Source organism: Burkholderia sp. APQ4-4ca (assembly GCF_057837105.1).
On record NZ_JBYQCG010000098.1, the window covers coordinates 33,426 to 53,152 of the forward strand.

Genomic DNA, 19,727 nt, shown 5'->3' on the forward strand with positions numbered 1-19,727 from the left:
GCACCCTAGCCGATGTCGACGTCGTCCCGCCCGTCGCCCTGCAGCGCGAGCGCCGCGTTCACGAGCCCGACGTGCGCGAGCGTGAACGGAAAATTTCCGCACATGCGCCGCGCTTTCACATCGTATTCCTCGGACAGCAGCCCGACGTCGTTGCGCAGGCCGAGCAGCCGCTCGAACAGCGCGCGCGCGTCGTCGTCGCGCCCCTGCATCCGGTACACCTGCACGAGCCAGAAGCCGGCCGCGAGAAACGCGCCTTCGTCGCCTTCGCAGCCGTCCGCGAAACGCGGCGGCCGATAGCGGAACGGCAAGCCGTCGTCCATCAGCTCGCGCTCGATGGCGGCGACCGTCGCCACGACGCGCGGGTCGGACGCGTCGAGCATCCCCGTCAACGGAATCAGCAACAGGCTGACGTCGATGCCGTCGCCGTCGAAGCGATCGACGAAGCGGCCGAGTGTCGCGTGATAGCCGCGCTCCAGCACTTCCGCGCGCACCGCGTCGGCCCAGCGCCGCCATACGTCGAGCGGCGCGCGGTGACCGAATGCGCGCGCGGAGCGGTACGCGCTTTCGACCGCGGCCCACACCATCACCTTCGACGACGTGAACGAATACCGGCCGCTGCGCACTTCCCAGATGCCTTCGTCCGGCTCGTGCCAGATCGTCGCGAGATGTTCGAGCAGGCGCCGCTCGAGCGTCCATGCGTCGTCGTCGGGCGGCAGCCCGTGCCGGCGCGCCTGGTATAGCGCACCGAGCACCTCGCCGTACACGTCGAGCTGCAACTGGTCGGCCGCCGCGTTGCCGAAGCGCACCGGCCGCGCGCCTTCGTAGCCGGCCAGATGCGCGGCTTCCCACTCGGCCGCGCGCCGGCCGCCGTCGGCCGCATACAGCACCTGCAGTTGCGACGGATGATCGGCGATCGCGCGCACGAGCCAGTCGCGCCAGCGCGCGCCTTCGTCGCGATAGCCGCAGCGCACGAGCGCGTGCAGCGTGAAGCTCGCATCGCGCAGCCAGCAGAACCGGTAGTCCCAGTTGCGCTTGCCGCCGAAGCGCTCGGGCAGCGAACTGGTCGGCGCCGCGACGATGCCGCCGGTGCGCAGGCTCGACAGCAGTTTCACCGTGATCAGCGCGCGCTCGATCGCATCGCGATACGGGCCCTCGGCGGCGTTGCAATCCGACCAGCCGCGCCAGAACGCCTGCGTGTCGTGCAACGACGCGTCTGCATCGGGCACGGCCGGCGCCGGGTCGAACGAGCGCGCGTAACTGATGCAAAAATCGACCCGCTCGCCCGCCGCGATCCGTCGCGTGCCGACCAGCTGGTCGCTCTGTACGTCGAGCCGCGTATCGGTGTCGACCCACATCGCATCGCCGCCCGTCATCATCCGCCAGCGGCGGCCGAAAGGCCGGCACCACGGCAGCGCGTTGCCGTAATCGAAGCGCACGCCGAGATCGACGTCGACGTCGACCGTCCCGCGCTCGCCGCGCACACTGCGGATCAGGCACGGATCGCGCGCGTTCCAGCTCATCCAGTCGGTGATCGAGATACAGCCCGACGTCGTTTCGAACGTCGTTTCGAGGATCGCGGTGCGCGGGAGATAGCGGCGTGTCGTGCGGGCATCCTGCTCGCGCGGCGCAATCCGGAACCGGCCGTTGTCCGGCGTACCGACGAGCGCGGCGAAACACGGCGGCGAATCGAAGTCCGGCCAGCACAGCCAGTCGATGCTGCCGTCGCGCGCGACGAGCGCGGCGCTGCGACCGTCGCCGACGAGTGCGTAATCCTCGATCCGCATCGCGCTCACCGGCGCCATTTACGTGCGGCGGCACACGCAGCCGCGAGCACCGCGACGGCCGCGCCGAATGCCAGTGCGCGCGACGCGCCGAGCCCTGCCTCGGCGCCCGTGCGGTGTGCTTCGTCGGTGAACGCGCCACGCGTCGCATGCCGCCCGGGCACCGGCGCCCACAGGTTCGATACGCGCGGGCCGGCCGGCGCCGCGCGCTGCTGGCCGCGTACCGCGGTGCGCGCGAGATAGCGATCGAAGCAGCCGGGCGCGACGCCGTTCGCGACGATCGCCGCGAGCGACGACCCGCCGACCCAGCGCTCGCGGCACGGATGCCGGGCAGCGTGCACGATCGCATCGGCCGCCACTTCCGGCGCATAGACCGGCGCGACCGGACGCGGTGCGTGCGGCAGCACCGATTCGGCCCAGTCGAACTGCGGCGTGTCGATTGCCGGCAACTGCACCATCGTCACGCGCACGCGGCTGCGCGCATGCAGCAACTCGCAGCGCAGCGCGTCGGTGAAGCCGCGGATCGCGTGTTTCGCGCCGCAATACGGCGCCTGTAGCGGAATCGACCGGTACGCGAGTGCCGAGCCGACTTGCACGATCGTGCCGCGGTTGCGCGGGGCCATCCGCGCGAGCGCGGCACGCGTGCCGTATACGCAACCGAGGTAGGTGACGGCCGTCACGCGCGCATAGTCTTCCGGCGAGATTTCGTCGAACGGCGCGAACACGGTGACCATCGCGTTGTTGACCCACACGTCGAGCGGCCCGAGTTCGTTTTCGATCCGCTCGGCCGCCGCGTCGAGCGCGGCCGCATCGCTGACGTCCACGGCAATCGGCAGCGCCTGGACGCCATACGCGCGCACCTCGCTCGCGGTGTCGTCGAGCGCGTGCAGGTCGCGGGCGAGCAGCGCGACGTTCGCGCCCATCCGTGCAAACGCGTGGGCGGTCGCGCGGCCGACGCCGGCGCTCGCGCCGGTGATCGCGACGGTCTTCACGGTCGGTTCCTCCCGTTCTGTGACGAGGGCCGGCATGCGGCATGCGTGCCGGAACGGGATCGACGTAGCAAACGGTATGCCGCCCGTCCATGCGAGCCGTATCGCCCCGGCACTTGCCGTGAACGCCCACCCAATTTACAAGCCGGCTGTAACGCAGTCGCCGTGGCGCGCCCCATTCCGCACCCCCAAGGCTGCATACGCACGAGCGTCATGCGCACGAAACTTGCTCTGCCGCGAACGGCTATCGTCACGCCGCCGAATGCGGCAAGGAGTCGTGTTGCTCATCGCGCTGTCCAGGAAAACGCGTCGTATCGCCTGCATCGCGCCGTTCGCGTGGGCGGTCGCGCCGATCGTCGCGCACGCGGCCGCCGAGCGCGCCGAGCCCGGCAACCCGGCCACGACGCTGCCGCTTGCGTACGTCGTGCACGCGGCCGGCCCTGCCGCGCAGCCGGTCTTCGTGCTCGGCTGGGCGCTGCTCGCGCTGTGCATGTTCGTCTGCGTCGCGATCGCGGTGCTGCTGCTGATCGCGCTGTTTCGCCGTCGCGCGCAGGGGGGCGGCGGCTACGGCAGCGGCCTCGCGATCGTGACCGTCGGCACCGCGATCTCGATCCTGCTGCTGTTCGGCGCGCTCGTATACATGCTGCGCGTGCTCGGCGCGATCGCAGCGCCGCCGCGCCCGCCCGCCCTGACGATCGACGTGACCGCGCAAGACTGGTGGTGGGCCGTTCGTTATCCGGACGATGCGAGCGGCCCGGGCTTCGTCACGGCGAACGAGATCCATATTCCGGTGGGCGAGCCCGTCGCGATCGAACTGAAAAGCGCCGACGTGATCCACGCGTTCTGGGTGCCGCAACTTGCCGGCAAGACGCAGACGATTCCCGGCCAGACCAACCGCCAATGGCTGCAGGCCGACCGGCCGGGCATCTACCGCGGGCAGTGCTCGCAATACTGCGGCGCGCAGCACGCGCACATGGCGTTCGAAGTCGTGGCCGAGCCGCCGGACGCGTTTCGTGCGTGGCTCGCCGCGCAGCGGCAACCGGCCGAGGCACCCGCGGCGAGCGCCGCCGCCGAACGCCGCGGCCAGCGCGTGTTCGCCGCGCGCTGCGCGGGCTGCCACGCGGTGCGCGGCACCGACGCGACGGGCGATGCCGGCCCCGATCTCACGCACGTCGGCACGCGCCGGCTGCTCGCGGCCGGCACGCTCGACAACACGCCCGACAACCTGCGCCGCTGGATCGCCCATGCGCAGCAGATCAAACCGCAATCGCTGATGCCGTCGATCGCGCTCGCGCCGCGCGACGCCGACGATCTCGCCGCGTATCTCGCGACGCTGCACTGAACCGAGGATGCCGATGGCCATTGCCCGCGACACGCCCGCCCCGCTCAGCCGCGTACCCGATCTCGGCGAAGCGCCGCCCGGCTCCGCGCACGAGCGCGCGCTGGCCGAGCTGTGGGAATCGCAACCCGGCTGGCGCGGCTGGCTCGGCACCGTCGATCACAAGCGCATCGGGCTGCGCTACATCGTCACCGCGTTCGTGTTCCTGCTGCTCGGCGGCGTCGAGGCGCTCGTGATGCGCATCCAGCTCGCACGGCCGAACGCGACGCTGCTCACGCCCGCGCAATACGATTCGCTGTTCACGATGCACGGCGTCACGATGATCTTCCTGTACGCGCTGCCGGTGCTGTCCGGCTTCGCGAACTATCTGTGGCCGCTGATGCTCGGCTCGCGCGACATGGCGTTCCCGCGACTGAACGCGTTCTCGTACTGGGCGTTCCTGTTCGCCGGACTGTTCCTGTACGCGAGCTTTCCGCTCGGCGCGGTGCCCGACGGCGGCTGGTTCAACTACGTACCGCTCACGTCGCTCGACTACAGCGCCGGCGCGAACATCGACATCTACGCGCTCGGGATGATCCTGCTCGGCATCTCGACGACCGGCGGCGCGGCGAACTTCGTCGTCACGTTGCTGCGGATGCGCGCGCACGGCATGTCGATCGACCGGGTGCCGATCATCGTATGGGGCACGCTGACCGCGTCGGTCGCGAACCTGGTCGCGGTGCCGTCGGTGAGCCTCGCGTTCCTGCTGCTGTGGCTCGACCGCAATGCCGGCACGCATTTCTTCGACGTCGCGCACGGCGGCCGTCCGCTGTTGTGGCAGCACCTGTTCTGGATGTTCGCGCACCCATGGGTCTACGTGGTCGTGCTGCCGGCGATGGGGATCGTGTCGGACGCGCTGCCGACCTTCTGCCGGCGGCCGCTCGTCGCGTACGAGGCCGTCGCGGTGTCGACGGTCGCGACGATGCTGATCGGCTTCGAGGTGTGGGTCCACCATATGTTCGCGACGGGCATCGCGCCGCTCGCGCTCGCGTTCTTCGGCGCCGCGAGCATGCTGATCTCGATTCCGAGCGCGGTCGCGGTGTTCGCGTGGATCGCGACGATCTGGACCGGCCGCCCCGTGTTCCGCACGCCGTTCCTGTATTTCGCGGGTTTCGTGCTGATGTTCGTGATCGGCGGCGTGTCCGGCGTGATGACCGCGGCCGTGCCGCTCGACTGGCAGCTCACCGATACGTACTTCGTCGTCGCGCACCTGCACTACGTGCTGCTCGGCATCAACGTGTTTCCGGTACTCGGCGGCGTCGCGTACTGGTTCCCGAAATTCACCGGGCGGATGATGAACGAGCGGTTCGGCCGCTGGACCTTCTGGGTCGTGCTGGTCGGCTTCAACCTCGGCTTCTTCCCGATGCACATTTCCGGGCTGCTCGGGATGCCGCGGCGCATCTATACCTATCCGTCCGGGATGGGCTGGGACACGTCGAACCTGCTGACGACGATCGGATCGTTCGTGTTCGGGATCGGCATCGTGATGTTCGTCGTCAACGCGCTGGTGAGCGCGAAGCGCGGCGTGCGCGCCAGCGAGAATCCGTGGGGCGCGGCCGGCCTCGAATGGTCGGTCGCGTCGCCGACGCCCGTGTACAACTTCGCGGTGCTGCCGCTCGTCGCGTCGCGGCATCCGCTGTGGGAAACGCGCGACGATCCGGCGCGCACCAGCCTGCGGGTCGGCTACCGGCTCGCGGACGGGCGCGAGGCGCTCGCGGTCACGCCGCTCGCCGCCGCGCCGAGCGCGATCCTGAAGATGCCCGAAGACAGTTGCATGCCGTTCGTGCTCGCGCTGCTCGCGACCGCCGTGTTCGCGGCGATGCTCGCGCGCTCGCCGACGCTCGTCTGCGCGGCGGACGCCGGTTGCGCGATCGCCACCGCCGCATGGCTGTGGCCGCGCCGCGAACTCGGGCAGCGCGCGCGCCCGCCGGCCCGCGCCGACACGCACGCGCCCGCTGCGGTCGTCGGGCGTCATCCGGACGAACCGCCGTCGGCGACGGTGCCGGCCGGCGCGCCGGCCGCGTGCATCGAGCCGCTGCCGATCGGTAGTTGCGGCGAACGCGCGAGCGGCTGGTGGGGCGTGCTCACGCTGATCGTGACCGAGGCCGGGCTGTTCGGCTACCTGCTGTTCTGCTACTTCTACCTGCAGTCGCAGTGGTCCGCGCCGTGGCCGCCCGAAGGGATGCCGAAGATCGGGCTCGCGGCCGCCAATACGGTCGTGCTGCTGTCGAGCAGCGTATTCGTGTGGCTCGCCGAGCGCGCGGTGCGGGCCGACCGGCAGGCGCGCGCGGTCGCGCTGCTCGTCGTCGCGCTGGCGCTCGGCACCGCGTTCGCGCTGGTCCAGTTGCACGAATGGCGAGACCACCCGTACGGCCCGACCGCGCATCTGTACGGCAGCCTCTACTTCACGATCACGGGGTTCCACCTCGCGCACGTCGTGGTCGGTCTTGTGATCCTCGCGTTGCTCGCCGCGTGGACGGCCGCCGGCTTCTTCGGCCGCGAACGACGCGTCGCGCTGACGGTCGGCGGGCTCTACTGGCACTTCGTCGACATCGTGTGGCTGTTCATCTTCACCGCGCTGTACGTATCGCCCTTCTGGCTGAGGAGCACCGGATGAACGACGCCCGACGCGCGTGGACACCACTGCTCGCGATCGCGGCCGGCCTCGTCGGCGCACCCGCGCTGTGGTTCGCGCAGATGCTGGTGTCGGAGACGCTCGCGTCCACCGCGTGCTATCCGCTCGGTGTCGCGCAAGCCGCGCCGCGCTGGGCGCACGTCGGCGTATGGCTCGCGCTGATCGCCGCGGGCGCGTTCGCGGCGGCCGCGGCCTGCGCGACCTGGCTCGCGTACGCGTGGCGGCGCCGGCACGACGCCGATGCGCGTGCCGTGACGCGCGACGGCAGCACGCGCTTTCTCGCGCGCTGCGGCATGCTCGCGGCGCTCGGTTTCGTGATCGGTCTGGTGTTCACGGGAATCGTCACCGCTTTCGTGGGGCCTTGCAGTCCATGGCGCTGATCCCGTTCGCTTCGTTCCCGTTCCCGGTGCCGGGCCGCCGCGCGGGGGTCGCGCTCGCGGTATGCGTCGCGCTCTGCGGATGCGATATGCAGCAGGACGACAATACCGTCGCTCCCGCCGATGCGGCAGACGCCGCGTCGGCCGCGGAAGCGCCCGGGCCCGCGTCGGGCTGGCGGTTCGTGCGGATTCGCGCGGCGGCGGCCGATGCCGGCGCGTCGCTGTCTGCTCGCGTGAAGGAAGATCGTCGACTGTCACGCGACCGGGATGCGTCAGTGGCGGATGCGCCATCTTCCGCGGCATCCCCCCCACCGCCCGACGCCGCTTCCGCTTCGACCGCCCGCCGCCCGGTCATCGCGGCGGCTGCCGCGAGCGCCGACGCCGCGACGATCGCGCGCGGCCGCTATCTCGCGCTCGCCGGCGATTGCGCCGCGTGCCACGATGCGGCCGACCATACGCCGTACGCGGGCGGGCAGCCGGTGAATTCGCCGTTCGGGCCGATCTATGCGCCGAACATCACGCCGGACCCGACGCACGGGATCGGCCACTACACGCTGCGCCAGTTCGACGATGCGTTGCGGCGCGGCGTGCGCGCGGACGGCAGCCGGCTGTATCCGGCGATGCCGTACCCGTCGCTCGCGCACCTCACCGACGACGACGTGCGCGCGCTGTATGCGTATTTCATGCGGGGCGTCGCGCCGTCCCCGAACGCGGCAAAGCTCACGCAATTGCCGTTTCCGTTCAACCAGCGCTGGGCGCTCGCGCTGTGGAGCCTCGCGTTCGCGAACCGCGACCGGTTCACGCCGCGGCCGTCGCAATCGGCGCAATGGAATCGCGGCGCGTATCTCGTGCAGGGGCTCGGCCATTGCGGCGCATGCCATACGCCGCGCGGGCCGGCCTACAACGAACGCGGCTACGACGAACGCAGCCCCGCGTTCCTGACCGGCGGCATCAACGACCACTGGTTCGCGCCGAACCTGACCGGCGCGGACCCGGACGGCCTCGGCCGCTGGTCGGCCGACGACATCGCCGCGTTCCTGCGCAGCGGCCATGCGGCGCGCGGCGCGGTGTTCGGCGCGATGGCGCCGGTCGTCGGCGAAAGCACCGCGCTACTGACGGATGCCGATCGCCACGCGATCGCCGTGTACCTGAAATCGTTGCCCGCGCAACCGACTGCCGCGACGAATCCGCTCGGTGTCGGTGTCCCTCGGCTGACGGTTGCGGGCCCGCGTCCGGAAGGCGGCCAGCAGGCGCCGGGGGCCGGGGTGTATGCGGGGTTCTGTGCACGCTGTCATGGCGCCGAAGGTAAAGGCGTACCTGATCACGGGCCGGCGCTCGCGGGCAGTTCGATCGTGCTCGCGGCCGATCCGACCAGCACGATCCGGATCGTGGTCGAAGGCGCGCAGCCGGCGCCGGGCAAGCCGGGGCCGGTACAACGGATGCCGGCGATGCGCGGCGCGCTGACGAGCGGCGAGATCGCGGCGGTGGTCAGCTACGTGCGCGGTGCGTGGGGGAATCGGGCGGCACCGGTGTCGGAGCAGGATGTGCGGCGGTTGCGGGGGGCGATCAAGCGGTAGGCCGCCGTGCCTGGATGTGATCCCGACGCGGCGATGACCGTCGTGATCACCGCGGCTTCGACGCTCCCGCTACCGGCTCGCAACAGCCTGCGCTTCCGGCGCCTGCCATCCACCGCCGAGCGCCTTGAATGCGGCGACCGCCGCGCGCGCCGATTCGGTTCGCGCCTGCACGCGCTCGTCCGATGCGCGCAGCAGGCTTTCGTCGGCCTGCAACACTTCGATCAGGCTGACCACCCCTCTCTGGTAAGCCGCAAACGACGCGGCCCGCGCGCGGCCGAGCGAATTCACGCCGTCGCCGAGAATGGCCGCCTGCTCGTCACGCTTGACGAGCGCGGAGAACGCATTCTCGACGTCCTCGGTCGCATGCAGCGCCGCGAGCCGATACGCGGCCAGCATTTCGGCATCCTGCCCTTTTGCCTGCGCGATCTGCGCATTGATCCGGCCGAAGTCGAACAGGCGCCAGCGCAAGCCGAGCACGCCGGCAGCCTGGTTCGCGCCGCCGGCAAACAGGTTGCCCGCGCCCATCGTCGTCGCGCTGCCGATCAGCCCGCTCAGCGAGAACTTCGGGTAGTACTCGGCGATGGCCGCGCCGATGCGCGCGTTCGACGCCGCCACGCGCCGCTCGGCGACGATCAGGTCGGGCCGGCGCCGCAGCAGTTCGCCGGGCGTGCCCATCGCCGCGATCCGCGGTGCGACCGGTACGTCGCCGCCGGCAAGCAATTCCGCGCGATGCGTGCCGGGCTGCGCGCCGAGCATCACGTCGAGCGCATTCATCGCCGCGTCCAGCGCCGCTTCGAGCACCGGCACCGTGGCGCGAACCTGCGCGAGCGCGCCTTCGGCCTGCCTCACCTGAAGCTCCGCCGCGAGGCCCTTTCCATAGAGCAGGTTGAGCGTCGACAGCAGATCCTGCTCGGTCCGCACCTGGCGCCGCGCGACGTCGAGGCGGCCCTGCAACCCGCGAATCGTGATGTAGGTATCCGCGGTTTGCGCGGCGACGGCGAGCCGCGTCGCGACCGCCGCCGCTTCGGATGCCTGATAGTCGGCGAGCGCCGCTTCGCGGCCGCGACGCAATCCGCCGAATACGTCCAGCTCCCAGCTCGCGTTGAGATCGGCCTCGTAGTCGGTGCCATGACGGTCGAAACCGGGCGTCGCATTCAACACTTGCCCCAACGGTGTTTCGACCGACTGGTAGACGCGCGCCGCCTGGCCGCTCACGTTGCCCGACGGCAGCAGCGCCGCATTCGCCGCACCGAGCCCCGCGCGCGCCTGCGTGACGCGCGCCGCGGCCTGCGCAAGGTCGAGGTTCTGGGCGAGCGCCAGCGTGATGTACCGCGTCAGTTGCGGATCGCCGAAGCCCGTCCACCACGTCGCGAGATCGGCATCGGCCGCCGCGTGGCGCTGCTCCACGGCGCGCTGCCCCTGGAACTGCTCCGGCATCGCCACGTCCGGGCGCACATAGTCGGGACCGACGGCGCACCCGGCCGACAAGAGGGCGGCCAACGCCGCGGCAACGATGGGTTTGGGTAGCATGAGGGGTTTTAGCAAGAATCCGGTAGTGACTATAATACCAAATAGTCACTCGTTGTCCATTCCTGTCCGTTGCAGCTCATGAAAAAAATCGACCCTTCCCCGGCGCCCGCGCGCGGCCCGGCCGACCACGACGTCCGCGACCAGATCGTGGCCGCCGCCACCGAGCACTTCAGCCGGTACGGCTATGAAAAGACGACCGTGTCGGACCTCGCGAAGGCGATCGGCTTCTCGAAGGCCTATATCTACAAGTTCTTCGAGTCGAAGCAGGCGATCGGCGAGATGATCTGCGCGAACTGTCTGCGCGAGATCGAGACGGACGTGCGCGCGGCCGTGGCCGCGGCGGACCTGCCCACCGAAAAGCTGCGACGGATGTTCAAGGTCTTTACCGAGGCGAGCCTGCGGCTGTTTTTCCGCGACCGCAAGCTGTACGACATCGCGGCCTCGGCCGCGACGGAGAACTGGCAGTCGGTGCAGGCCTACGAGGCGCGCGTGCAGACGCTGCTGCAGGACGTCCTCCAGGAAGGCCGGCAGAGCGGCGAGTTCGAGCGCAAGACGCCGCTGGACGAAACCGCGACGGCGATCTACCTCGTGATGCGGCCGTACCTGAACCCGCTGCTGCTGCAGTACAACCTCGACACGACCGACGCCGCGCCCGCCCAACTGTCCAGCCTCGTCCTTCGAAGCCTCGCGCCGTGATACGTCACCGATTGTGACCATTGACTATATTGGTCACTAGATACACAATGAAAGCCCCGCTCACTTCGTCATTGGGTCTTTCATGGTTCGGCGTCGCCTCGCTTTCTTCGCAGTCGCTTCCGCACTGCCCCTCGCGCTAGCCGCCTGCAGCGGAAAAGCGCCGTCCGACCCGCGCACGGAGGCGCCGCTCGTGCGCACCGCCGTCGTGCAGGCGGCCGCTCCCGCGTCCCGCTCGTTCACCGGAACCGTCGCCGCGCGCGTGCAGAGCGATCTCGGCTTCCGGGTAGCCGGCAAGGTGCTGGAGCGGCTCGTCGATACCGGGCAAACCGTACGGCGTGGCCAGCCGCTGATGCGGCTCGACCCGATCGACCTGAAGCTGGCGGCGCGTGCCCGCGACGAGGCCGTCGCTGCCGCACGGGCCCGCGCGCGGCAAACCGCCGAGGATGAAGCCCGTTACCGCGACCTGCGGGGCACCGGCGCGATATCGGCATCCGCGTACGACCAGGCCAAGGCTGCGGCCGATGCCGCAAAGGCGCAACTGAGCGCCGCCGAGGCCGACGCCGACGTCGCGCGCAACGCGACCGGCTATGCGCAACTCGTCGCGGATGGCGATGGGGTGGTGATGGAAACGCTCGCGGAACCCGGCCAGGTCGTCAGCGCGGGACAGCCGGTGGTGCGGCTCGCGCACGCCGGCAGCCGCGAGGCCGTGATCCAGCTGCCGGAAACCCTGCGTCCGGCGATCGGGTCGATCGCGCAGGCCGCGCTGTTCGGCAAGCCGGACGCCGGCGTCCTCGCGACGCTGCGCCAGCTTTCCGATACCGCGGATCCGAGAACGCGGACATTCGAAGCGCGCTACGTGCTGCAGGGCGCGCTGGCCAATGCCCCGCTCGGCGCGACCGTCACGATCCGCATCGCGGACGACGCGCGCACGGCTTCGCAACGCGGCATGCAGGTGCCGATCGGCGCGCTGCTGGACGCGGGCAACGGGCCCGGCGTGTGGGTCGTCGCCGGCGAACCGGCCAAGGTGACGTGGCGGGCGGTCAAGGTCGCGCATCTCGACGACGACAGCGCGCGCGTATCCGGCGACGGCGCACTCAAGCAAGGCGAGCGCGTCGTCGCGCTCGGCGCGCAGTTGCTGCACGAAGGCGACGCGGTGCGCGTGGCCGCGCCGGCCGCCACCATCGCGAGCGAAGGAGCACGGCCGTGAGCGAACGCCGCTTCAACCTCTCCGCGCTCGCCGTGCGCGAGCGCGCGATCACCCTCTTCCTGATCTGCCTGATTTCGCTGGCCGGCCTCGTGTCGTTCTTCAAGCTGGGCCGCGCGGAAGATCCGGCGTTCACGATCAAGGTGATGACGATCGTCACCGCATGGCCGGGCGCGACCGCGCAGGAAATGCACGACCAGGTCGCCGAAAAGATCGAAAAGCGCATGCAGGAGCTGCGCTGGTACGACCGCACCGAAACCTATACGCGCCCCGGTCTCGCGATCACGACGCTGACGCTGCTCGACAGCACGCCGCCGTCGGAGGTGCAGGAGCAGTTCTACCAGGCACGGAAAAAGATCGGCGACGAGGCGACCAACCTGCCGGCCGGCGTGATCGGCCCGATGGTCAACGACGAATACGCGGACGTCACGTTCGCGCTGTTCGCGCTGAAGGCCAAGGGCGAACCGCAGCGCCTGCTGGTGCGCGACGCCGAAGCGTTGCGTCAGCGGCTGCTGCACGTGGCGGGCGTGAAAAAAGTCGACATCATCGGCGAGCAGGCCGAGCGCATCTACGTGCAGCTGTCGCACGACCGGCTCGCGACGCTCGGCGTGAGCCCGCAAGACGTATTTGCCGCGCTCAACGGCCAGAACGTGCTGACGGCGGCCGGCTCCGTCGAGACGCGCGGGCCGGAGATCTTCATTCGCGTGGACGGCGCGTTCGACAAGCTGCAGAAGATTCGCGATACGCCCATCGTCTCGCAGGGCCGTACGCTGAAGCTGTCGGACATCGCGACCGTCGAACGCGGCTACGAAGACCCGTCGACGTTCATGATCCGCAACAACGGCGAGCCTGCGCTGCTGCTCGGCATCGTGATGCGCGACGGCTGGAACGGGCTCGACCTCGGCCGCGCGCTGGACCGCGAAGTTGGCGCGATCAATGCGGGGCTGCCGCTCGGCATGAGCCTGACCAAGGTCACCGATCAATCCGTGAACATCCGCTCGGCCGTCGACGAGTTCATGGTCAAGTTCTTCGCCGCGCTGCTCGTCGTCATGCTGGTGAGCTTCGTCAGCATGGGCTGGCGCGTGGGGCTCGTGGTCGCCGCGGCCGTGCCGCTGACGCTGGCCATCGTGTTCGTCGTGATGGCCGCCACCGGCAAGAACTTCGACCGCATCACGCTCGGCTCGCTGATCCTCGCGCTCGGGCTGCTCGTCGACGACGCGATCATCGCGATCGAAATGATGGTCGTGAAGATGGAGCAAGGCTACGGGCGGGTGGCCGCGTCGGCCTACGCGTGGAGCCATACGGCCGCGCCGATGCTGGCCGGCACGCTCGTGACCGCGGTCGGCTTCATGCCGAACGGCTTCGCGCGCTCCACGGCCGGCGAATACACCAGCAACATGTTCTGGATCGTCGGGATCGCGCTGATCGCGTCGTGGGTCGTGGCGGTGGTGTTCACGCCGTACCTCGGCGTGAAGATGCTGCCCGAGTTCAGGAAGATCGAAGGCGGCCACGACGCGATCTACGACACGCCCCGCTACAACCGTTTCCGCCAGTTGCTGACGCGCGTGATCGCGCGTAAATGGCTGGTCGCGGGGTCCGTCGTCGGCCTGTTCGTCTTCGCCATTCTCGGCATGGCGATCGTCAAGAAACAGTTCTTCCCGATCTCCGATCGCCCCGAGGTGCTCGTCGAGGTGCAGATGCCGTACGGCACGTCGATCTCGCAGACGAGCGCCGCCGCGTCGAAGGTCGAAGCGTGGCTCGCGAAGCAGAAGGAAGCGCGGATCGTCACCGCGTACGTCGGCCAGGGCGCGCCGCGCTTCTATCTGGCGATGGGGCCGGAGCTGCCCGATCCGTCGTTCGCGAAGATCGTGGTGCGCACCGACAGCCAGGACGAACGCGACGCGTTGAAGGCACGGCTGCGCCGCGCCGTCGCCGACGGCCTCGCGCCGGAAGCACGCGTGCGCGTCACGCAACTCGTGTTCGGCCCGTATTCGCCGTTCCCGGTCGCGTACCGCATCACCGGCCCCGATCCGGACACGCTGCGCGGCATCGCGTCCGAGGTCGGGCACGTGATGAACGGCAGCCCGATGATGCGCACGGTCAATGCCGACTGGGGCACGCGCGCGCCGACGCTGCATTTCACGTTGCAGCAGGATCGCCTGCAGGCGGTCGGGCTGACGTCCAGCGCGGTCGCGCAGCAGTTGCAGTTCCTGCTGACCGGCGTGCCGGTCACCGCGGTGCGCGAGGATATCCGGACCGTGCAGGTCGTCGCACGTTCGGGCGGCGATGCGCGGCTCGACCCGGCGCGGCTCGACGACTTCACGCTCGCCGGCGCGAACGGGCAGCGCATTCCGCTGTCGCAGGTCGGCAAGGTCGACGTGCGGATGGAGGAGCCGATCATGCGCTGGCGCGATCGCGTGCCGACGATCACGGTGCGCGGCGACATCGCCGACGGTTTGCAGCCGCCGGACGTATCGGCCGCGATCACGAAGCAGCTACAGCCGATCGTCGCGCGGTTGCCGAGCGGCTACAGGATCGAAGAAGCCGGCTCCATCGAGGAATCGGGCAAGGCGACGACGGCGATGCTGCCGCTGTTTCCGATCATGCTCGCGATCACGCTCGTCATCATCATCTTCCAGGTGCGCTCGATCTCGGCGATGGTGATGGTGTTCATGACGAGCCCGCTCGGGCTGATCGGGGTGGTGCCGACGCTGATTCTGTTTGGGCAACCGTTCGGCATCAATGCGCTGGTCGGACTCATTGCGCTGTCGGGGATCCTGATGCGCAATACGCTGATCCTGATCGGGCAGATCCATCAGAACGAACAGGCCGGGCTGGATCCGTTCCATGCGGTCGTCGAGGCGACCGTGCAGCGCGCGCGGCCGGTGATCCTCACCGCGATGGCGGCCGTGCTCGCGTTCATTCCGCTCACGCATTCGGTGTTCTGGGGCACGCTCGCGTACACGCTGATCGGCGGCACGTTCGCCGGGACGATCCTCACGCTGGTGTTCCTGCCGGCGATGTACGCGATCTGGTTCAGGATCGGGCCGGGCCGGGCCGCCGGCTCGGATCGCGGCGCGCATGAACCGGCAGCGCCGGGCGAGCCTGCGCTTCAGCCCGCGGTCGACGCGCGCGATTGATCCGTCCGCCATTCGTCGTGCCGGCCGGCCCGATCGATTCGGGCCTGCACAGGCAATTCCGGCTCGCGCGACGGGTCGATCGACGAAACCGCCCTATCGACGGCAAGCGCGGCACCGGTGAACGATGCCCGTCGATCACCGCCGTGGCACCGCCACCGCTTTGATCTCGACGATATAGCCGGGTGTGCCGCCGAGCATATGCGCACCGACGGCCGTCCATGCCGGCCGCGGATGCGCGTGGAAATAGCGGTCGCGCACCTGCATGAACAGCGGCAGGTCGCGCATGTCGGTATGGAAAGTCGTGAGGTCGACCACGTCGTCGAACGACGCACCGGCCGCGTCCAGCACGCGCCTCAGGTTCTCGAACGCCTGCACGATCTGCGCTTCGCGATCCTCGACAAGTTGCATCGCCGTGTCGCGGCCGATCTGGCCGGACACGTAAACCGTATCGCCGACCTTGATCGCCGGCGCATAGCCGATTTTTTCGTATACGGCTTCCATGCCGGCGGGAATAATCGCTTCGCGTGTGCTCATGAGGTTCTCCGTGGCCGGCTTGCCGCGCCGGCCGGTCATGTGACGGTCATCGTGCGCCCGGCCGCGGCGCGCGCACGGTGAAGCAGGCAAGTCGGCAGCGCGCCCTTCAACCCGTATCGCCGCCCGCGACCGGCAGCACCGTGCCGGTGATGTAGCTCGCCTCGTCCGACGCGAGAAACAGGATCGGCGCGATCTGCTCGTCGAGGCTGCCGTAGCGCTTGAAGTACGTCGAGTCGGTCACCTGCCGCACGGCCTCGGCCATCCACGCCTGTTCCTGCCCGGTGTCGCCGGCCGCATTGCGCGGTACGCGGCGCGGCGGCGCGCTGGTGCCGCCCGGCGCGGTGGCGACGACGCGGATATTGTGTTCCGCATACTCCATCGCGAGCGCCGACGTCAGCGCGTTCACGCCGCCTTTCGCCGCCGAGTACGGCACCCGGCGGATGCCGCGCGTCGCATTCGACGAGATGTTGACGATCGTGCCGCCGCCGCGCGCGACCAGGTGCGGCAGCGCGGCGTGACACGCATAGAGCGTCGGCATCAGTGAGCGGCGGATTTCCGCGTCGATCTGCGCCGGCTCGAACTCGGCGAACGGCCGCATCCGAATCGCGCCGCCGACGCCGTTGATCAGGATGTCGATGCCGCCGAACCGCCGCACTGCATATGCGACCGCAGCATGCGCGCCCTCATAGGATTCGAGGTCCGCAACGAAGCCCGCCGTCTCGCCGCCGGTCGCCTCGGCCGCCACCTCGGCGACGAAATCCGCGCGATCGACGAACAGCACCCTGCCGCCCTCGGCCGCCGCGCGCAGCGCGACACCGCGGCCGATGCCCTGCGCCGCGCCGGTGACGACGAGGATCTTGCCGGAGAATCGTTGCATGATCATGCCGCCTTTACCGTGACGTTGGGGGTGAACTTCTCGTAGTGGAAGCTGTTCGGCTTCACGCCCGCGTCGTCGAAATACTGGCGCACCGCATCGACCATCGGCGGCGGGCCGCACAGATACACGTCGACGTCGCCGTCGTTCAGCGCGTCGGCCGGAATGTGCTGCGTGACCCAGCCCTTGCGTGCGTGGTTCGATGCCGCATCCGCAACGACCGTCGCGAAGCTGAAGTTCGGCAGCTCCGCCGCCAGCGCTTCGATCGCGTCGACCAGCACGAGATCGAGATCGCGCGTGACGCCGTAGATCAGGTGCACCTTCTGCTGCGACCCGCTGCGCGCGAGCACGTCGAGCATCGACAGGAACGGCGCGAGGCCCGTGCCGCCCGCGAGGAACAGCAGCGGCCGCCGCACGTCGCGCAGGTAGAAGCTGCCGAGCGGTCCGTGCAGTTCGAGCGTATCGCCGGGTTTCGCCGATTCGAGCCAGGTGCTCATCACGCCGCCGGATATTTTCTTGATCAGGAATCCGACCTTCGCGTCGCCCGGTGCGGACGAAAACGAGTACGAGCGATGCTGGCCGCTGCCCGGCACGCCGATGTTCACGTACTGTCCGGGCAGGAACGCCGGCGCGCTCGCGCCGACGTCGAGTTCGAGCACGACGGCCGCATCGTTGTGCTGCTCGACCTTCGTGACCGTGGCGGCAAAGCTGCTCTGCCCCGTCTTGCACGCGACCGACGACGTCGGCACCGCGATCACGCAATCGCTGTGCGGCACCATCTGGCACGTCAGCACGAGGCCGCCGTCTTTTTCGTCCTCGGTGAGCGCATCGTCGATGTAATCGTCGCCGAGGTCGTAGCGGCCGCTTTCCGCGCGGCACTTGCAGGTGCCGCACACGCCGTCGGAGCAATCCATCGGCAGGTTGATCTTCGCGCGAAAGGCCGCGTCGAGCACCTTCTCGCCGGCCTTGCAGTCGATGAAGCGGGTCACCCCGTCCTCGAAATTCAATGCAATCTTGTAGCTGGACATCGCGTCACCTCCACTTCCTTTCATGGCAAACCAACGGCGTCAGACGTGATACACGTCCAGCACCTGCCGGATGTAGTCGTTCTTCAGCACGATCTTCTTGTGTGAAATAAGCAGCGCATCGCCCGCCCGGCGCAACGTGACGAACATCGTGCCGAAAAAGTGATCGGTCACGCGGTAACGATGGTTCAGCGTGTGGAAGTTGTAGCGCACGTCGACCTCGCCGTCGCGTTCGGCCAGCACCTCGACGTTCGTCACGTTGTGGCTGGTGCGCGGCTCGGGCGTCGATGCACCGCTGCGCTCGGTCTTGATCCGGAACACGCGATCCTCGAGGCCGCCGCGGTCCGTGTAATACATCAGCGAGATCTGGCGCTGCGGATCGTCGGTCGGCCGATCGTCGTCGTCCCACGCGGGCATCCAGTACGTGACGTCCTCCGTGTAGCAGGTCAGCCACGCGTCCCACTCGCGATCGTCGAGCAGGCGCGCCTCGCGATACAGCGCCGCGCAAATCGTCCGGTAATCGAAGCTCATGCCGCCACCTCCCCGCGTTCCTTTTTCAGCGCATCGCGCATCACGTGCACCCAGTGTTCGTGCTGGCACACGAACAGCCCTTCGTCCTCGCTGCGCTCGCCGGAAATGCGCGGGTTCAGCCCCATCTTTTGCGCGTTCTCGTCCGGCCCGTCGATCCACCGCGGCGCGCCGCGCGACAGGTCGTTCCACATCGCCGTGATGCCCGCATAGCCGGCCTGGCACGCACGAAACTCCTCGAGATCGTCGGCCGTGCCCATGCCGGTCACGTTGAAGAAATCCTCGTACTGGCGAATCCGGGTCGTGCGATCGGCTTCGCTCTCGCCCTTCGGCGCGAAGCAGAAGATCGTGACCTCGGTTTTGTCGACGCCGAGCGGCCGCACCACGCGGATCTGCGTGCTGAACTGGTCCATCAGGAACACGTTCGGGTACACGCACAGGTTGCGCGTCTGGTTCACGATGAAATCGGCCTGCACGTCGCCGACGCGCGCACGGATTTCGTCGCGGTGCTGGTACACGGGCCGCACTTCCGGGTTCATCGTCTTGGTCCAGAGCAGGATGTGGCCGTTGTCGAAGCCATACACGCCCGCGACCGACTTGCTCCAGCCGTTCGCATCGACCGCCTTGGTGCCGTCTTCCTTGCGGCGGCTCATCGTCGCCGCATAGTTCCAGTGCACGGTGCTGACGTGGTAACCGTCGCAGCCGTTTTCCATCTGCATCTTCCAGTTGCCTTCGTAGATGTAGGACGAGTTGCCGCGCAGCACTTCGAGCCCGTTCGGCGCCTGGTCGACGATCTGGTCGATGATCACGCGCGCTTCGCCGAGATAATCCTCGAGCGGCAGCACGTCGGCGTTGAGGCTGCCGAACAGGAAGCCGCGATAGTTCGCGAAGCGCGCGACCTTCTTCAGGTCGTGCGAGCCGTGCGTGTTGAACTGCACCGGGTACTCGGTCGTCTTCTCGTCCTTCACCTTCAGCAGCTTGCCGGTGTTCGAAAAGGTCCAGCCGTGGAACGGGCACGTGAAGCTGCCCTTGTTGCCGTGCTTGCGGCGGCACAGCATCGCGCCCTTGTGCGCACACGCATTGATCACCGCATGCAGCTCGCCGGTCTTGTCGCGCGTGATGACGATCGGCTGGCGGCCGATCCACGTCGTGTAGTAATCGTTGTTGTCGGGAATCTGGCTTTCGTGCGCGAGGTACACCCAGTTGCCCTCGAAGATGTGCTTCATCTCGAGTTCGTACAGCTCCGCGTTCGTGAAGATGTCGCGGCGGCAGCGGAAGATGCCGGCCTGCTTGTCATCCTGCACGGCGGTTTCCAGCAGGTGATCCAGTTCGTTCGTAGCGTCGATCGTGACGGACATGATGGCTCCTTCCATGCGCGTGCCGCGTCCTGCAAGCACGCTCGCATCGGTATCGGTTGAATCTCGGGGGACCGGCCGGCAGCAGCGGCGCACGCGCGCCG

Annotated in this window: 15 protein-coding genes; 7 read left to right on the plus strand and 8 right to left on the minus strand. The window is 68.9% G+C overall.

What is annotated here, in order from left to right:
- Positions 1 to 5: 5 nt before the first annotated feature.
- On the minus strand, positions 6 to 1,784 hold the full coding sequence (locus tag AC3IFE_RS11495) for a glycoside hydrolase family 15 protein (RefSeq protein ID WP_489190622.1): 1,779 nt from the start codon (positions 1,782 to 1,784) through the stop codon (positions 6 to 8).
- A gap of 5 nt (positions 1,785 to 1,789) precedes the next feature.
- Entirely contained in the window at positions 1,790 to 2,773 is a 984-nt protein-coding gene (locus AC3IFE_RS11500; protein WP_489190599.1) for an SDR family oxidoreductase, read from the minus strand.
- A 277-nt stretch (positions 2,774 to 3,050) separates the two neighbouring features.
- Here AC3IFE_RS11500 and coxB point away from each other — a divergent pair, with 277 nt between their 5' ends.
- From coxB to AC3IFE_RS11520, 4 genes are read left to right on the plus strand one after another with little or no spacing between them, the layout of a single operon-like run.
- A complete protein-coding gene (gene coxB, locus AC3IFE_RS11505; protein WP_489190623.1) occupies positions 3,051 to 4,112 on the plus strand; it encodes a cytochrome c oxidase subunit II in 1,062 nt (353 codons plus the stop codon).
- A gap of 13 nt (positions 4,113 to 4,125) precedes the next feature.
- Entirely contained in the window at positions 4,126 to 6,765 is a 2,640-nt protein-coding gene (gene ctaD / locus AC3IFE_RS11510) for a cytochrome c oxidase subunit I (RefSeq protein ID WP_489190600.1), read from the plus strand.
- The gene (locus AC3IFE_RS11515; protein ID WP_489190602.1) at positions 6,762 to 7,163 is read left to right on the plus strand and encodes a cytochrome C oxidase subunit I; all 402 of its coding nucleotides are present in this window, start codon (positions 6,762 to 6,764) and stop codon (positions 7,161 to 7,163) included. Before ctaD ends, AC3IFE_RS11515 begins: the two co-directional genes overlap by 4 nt.
- Positions 7,154 to 8,737 (plus strand): c-type cytochrome, encoded by a 1,584-nt coding sequence (locus tag AC3IFE_RS11520; RefSeq protein WP_489190603.1) that lies wholly within the window; start codon positions 7,154 to 7,156, stop codon positions 8,735 to 8,737. The genes AC3IFE_RS11515 and AC3IFE_RS11520 overlap by 10 nt, the downstream gene beginning before the upstream one ends.
- 69 nt (positions 8,738 to 8,806) lie before the next feature.
- On the opposite strand, the gene AC3IFE_RS11525 is transcribed toward AC3IFE_RS11520, so the two are convergent.
- Entirely contained in the window at positions 8,807 to 10,267 is a 1,461-nt protein-coding gene (locus tag AC3IFE_RS11525; RefSeq protein ID WP_489190604.1) for an efflux transporter outer membrane subunit, read from the minus strand.
- A gap of 78 nt (positions 10,268 to 10,345) precedes the next feature.
- Here AC3IFE_RS11525 and AC3IFE_RS11530 point away from each other — a divergent pair, with 78 nt between their 5' ends.
- From AC3IFE_RS11530 to AC3IFE_RS11540, 3 genes are all read left to right on the plus strand, one after another.
- Positions 10,346 to 10,963, plus strand: coding sequence for a TetR/AcrR family transcriptional regulator (locus AC3IFE_RS11530; protein ID WP_089471267.1), 618 nt, complete (start codon positions 10,346 to 10,348; stop codon positions 10,961 to 10,963).
- An 82-nt stretch (positions 10,964 to 11,045) separates the two neighbouring features.
- Positions 11,046 to 12,170 (plus strand): efflux RND transporter periplasmic adaptor subunit, encoded by a 1,125-nt coding sequence (locus tag AC3IFE_RS11535; protein ID WP_489190605.1) that lies wholly within the window; start codon positions 11,046 to 11,048, stop codon positions 12,168 to 12,170.
- A complete protein-coding gene (locus AC3IFE_RS11540; RefSeq protein WP_489190606.1) occupies positions 12,167 to 15,307 on the plus strand; it encodes an efflux RND transporter permease subunit in 3,141 nt (1,046 codons plus the stop codon). Before AC3IFE_RS11535 ends, AC3IFE_RS11540 begins: the two co-directional genes overlap by 4 nt.
- Before the next feature lie 135 nt (positions 15,308 to 15,442).
- On the opposite strand, the gene AC3IFE_RS11545 is transcribed toward AC3IFE_RS11540, so the two are convergent.
- The 5 genes from AC3IFE_RS11545 to AC3IFE_RS11565 all read right to left on the minus strand — a co-directional run bounded on the left by AC3IFE_RS11545 (position 15,443) and on the right by AC3IFE_RS11565 (position 19,626).
- Positions 15,443 to 15,841, minus strand: coding sequence for a RidA family protein (locus AC3IFE_RS11545; protein WP_489190608.1), 399 nt, complete (start codon positions 15,839 to 15,841; stop codon positions 15,443 to 15,445).
- A gap of 106 nt (positions 15,842 to 15,947) precedes the next feature.
- Positions 15,948 to 16,724 (minus strand): benzoate diol dehydrogenase BenD, encoded by a 777-nt coding sequence (gene benD / locus AC3IFE_RS11550; protein ID WP_489190609.1) that lies wholly within the window; start codon positions 16,722 to 16,724, stop codon positions 15,948 to 15,950.
- Positions 16,721 to 17,743, minus strand: a complete 1,023-nt coding sequence (benC, locus tag AC3IFE_RS11555; RefSeq protein ID WP_489190610.1) for a benzoate 1,2-dioxygenase electron transfer component BenC — start codon at positions 17,741 to 17,743, stop codon at positions 16,721 to 16,723. Before benC ends, benD begins: the two co-directional genes overlap by 4 nt.
- 39 nt (positions 17,744 to 17,782) lie before the next feature.
- On the minus strand, positions 17,783 to 18,271 hold the full coding sequence (gene benB, locus AC3IFE_RS11560; protein WP_489190611.1) for a benzoate 1,2-dioxygenase small subunit: 489 nt from the start codon (positions 18,269 to 18,271) through the stop codon (positions 17,783 to 17,785).
- On the minus strand, positions 18,268 to 19,626 hold the full coding sequence (locus AC3IFE_RS11565; RefSeq protein WP_489190612.1) for a Rieske 2Fe-2S domain-containing protein: 1,359 nt from the start codon (positions 19,624 to 19,626) through the stop codon (positions 18,268 to 18,270). The genes benB and AC3IFE_RS11565 overlap by 4 nt, the downstream gene beginning before the upstream one ends.
- Between the last annotated feature and the right edge of the window lie 101 nt (positions 19,627 to 19,727).

Bases quoted from the DNA above. Each gene is read 5' to 3' on its own strand.
- benC (WP_489190610.1), bottom strand. From the start codon at position 17,743: ATGTCCAGCTACAAGATTGCATTGAATTTCGAGGACGGGGTGACCCGC.
- AC3IFE_RS11495 (WP_489190622.1), bottom strand. From the start codon at position 1,784: ATGCGGATCGAGGATTACGCACTCGTCGGCGACGGTCGCAGCGCCGCG.
- benD (WP_489190609.1), bottom strand. From the start codon at position 16,724: ATGATCATGCAACGATTCTCCGGCAAGATCCTCGTCGTCACCGGCGCG.
- AC3IFE_RS11530 (WP_089471267.1), top strand. From the start codon at position 10,346: ATGAAAAAAATCGACCCTTCCCCGGCGCCCGCGCGCGGCCCGGCCGAC.
- AC3IFE_RS11545 (WP_489190608.1), bottom strand. From the start codon at position 15,841: ATGAGCACACGCGAAGCGATTATTCCCGCCGGCATGGAAGCCGTATAC.
- AC3IFE_RS11520 (WP_489190603.1), top strand. From the start codon at position 7,154: ATGGCGCTGATCCCGTTCGCTTCGTTCCCGTTCCCGGTGCCGGGCCGC.
- AC3IFE_RS11525 (WP_489190604.1), bottom strand. From the start codon at position 10,267: ATGCTACCCAAACCCATCGTTGCCGCGGCGTTGGCCGCCCTCTTGTCG.
- AC3IFE_RS11565 (WP_489190612.1), bottom strand. From the start codon at position 19,626: ATGTCCGTCACGATCGACGCTACGAACGAACTGGATCACCTGCTGGAA.
- AC3IFE_RS11535 (WP_489190605.1), top strand. From the start codon at position 11,046: ATGGTTCGGCGTCGCCTCGCTTTCTTCGCAGTCGCTTCCGCACTGCCC.
- benB (WP_489190611.1), bottom strand. From the start codon at position 18,271: ATGAGCTTCGATTACCGGACGATTTGCGCGGCGCTGTATCGCGAGGCG.
- AC3IFE_RS11515 (WP_489190602.1), top strand. From the start codon at position 6,762: ATGAACGACGCCCGACGCGCGTGGACACCACTGCTCGCGATCGCGGCC.
- ctaD (WP_489190600.1), top strand. From the start codon at position 4,126: ATGGCCATTGCCCGCGACACGCCCGCCCCGCTCAGCCGCGTACCCGAT.